The sequence below is a fragment of the Halorhodospira sp. M38 genome, from assembly GCF_022227985.1.
GTDB lineage: Bacteria > Pseudomonadota > Gammaproteobacteria > Nitrococcales > Halorhodospiraceae > Halorhodospira > Halorhodospira halophila_A.
This window is the reverse complement of sequence record NZ_JAJNQP010000067.1, coordinates 1-1,429: the sequence shown is the minus strand read 5'-3', so window position 1 is coordinate 1,429 and position 1,429 is coordinate 1. Positions and strand designations below refer to the sequence as shown.

Sequence of the window (1,429 nt, the reverse complement as noted above, 5' to 3'; positions counted from 1 at the left end):
ATTCGCCTGGCGGCGAGCCTGGGTGCCGGCCTGCAGGGCGTCTGTTACGTGCTCGATGAGCCGACCATCGGCCTCCACGCCCGCGACAACGCCATGCTCCTCGGCGCCCTGCGCGAGCTGGCCGAGGCCGGCAACACCGTGGTGGTGGTCGAGCACGACGAGGAGACCATCCGCGCCGCCGGGCACCTGATCGACCTCGGCCCCGGTGCCGGCCGCCACGGTGGGCGTGTGGTCGCCGAGGGGGACCTGGCAGCCCTGACCGGCAACACCGAGTCGCTGACCGGCCGGGTCCTCGCCGAACCGCCGCGCCATCCCACGCGGGAGCGCCGCAGCCAGGAGGTGGCGGCGCAGCTGACGGTCACCGGCGCCCACCGCCACAACCTGCAGCGGGTGGATGTGGCGCTGCCGCTTGGTCGCCTGATCGGGGTCACCGGCGTCTCGGGCTCCGGCAAATCGAGCCTGGTCCGCGAGGTGATCGAGCCCAGTGTCCGTGCCCGGCTCGCCCGTAAGCGCGGCGCGGCCCTACCGGAGCCCACCGGGTGTCAGGCGCTGGCCGGCACCGAGCACCTGCGGCGGGTCCTGGAGGTGGATCAGACCCCCATCGGCCGTACCCCCCGCTCCTGCCCGGCGACCTACGTGGGGATCTGGGATCCCATCCGCCGGCTCTTTGCCGGCACGGAAGAGGCACGGCTGCGCGGCTGGAACGCGGCGCGCTTCTCTTTCAACACCAAGGGGGGGCGCTGTGAGGCGTGCAGTGGTCAGGGCGTAAAGACCGTGGAGATGAGCTTCCTGCCCGACGTGAAGGTCCCCTGCGAGGCGTGCGGCGGTACCCGGTTCGACGAGGAGACGCGCCAGGTCCGCTACGCCGGCCACAGCATCGACCAGGTGCTGGCGCTGAGCATCGAGGAGGCAGCGGGGTTCTTCAGCGCCCATCCGCGCATCCACCACGTCCTGCGTCTGCTCTGCGATGTGGGCCTGGGTTACCTGAGCCTGGGGCAGCCGAGCCCGACGCTCTCCGGCGGCGAGGCGCAGCGCCTGAAGCTGGTCACCGAGCTGGCCAAGGCCCGCCCGGTGGATGGCGGCCCGGCGCGGGGCAAGCAGGCGGCGCCGACGCTCTACCTGCTCGACGAGCCCACCGTGGGCCTGCACATCGCCGATGTGCAGCGGCTCACGGATGTCTTCCACGCCCTGGTTGATGCCGGCCACACGGTGGTGGTCATCGAGCACAACCTGGATGTGATCGCCGAGGCGGACCACGTGATCGATCTGGGCCCGGAGGGCGGGGATGCCGGCGGCCGCGTCGTCGGGGCGGGTACCCCGGAGGCGGTGGCGGCGATGCAGACGCCCACCGGGCAGGCCCTGCGGGCCTTCCTCGCCGAGCGGGGGGCGGGCACCGCCTAAGCGGTGGCGCGGCCGGGGGGGGGGGGGC

General features: G+C 73.2%; 1 pseudogene. It reads left to right on the top strand.

The window, feature by feature from the left end:
- Positions 1–1,401, top strand: a pseudogene (locus LRA98_RS12775) (excinuclease ABC subunit UvrA); the annotation flags it as partial.
- Positions 1,402–1,429 lie beyond the last annotated feature (28 nt).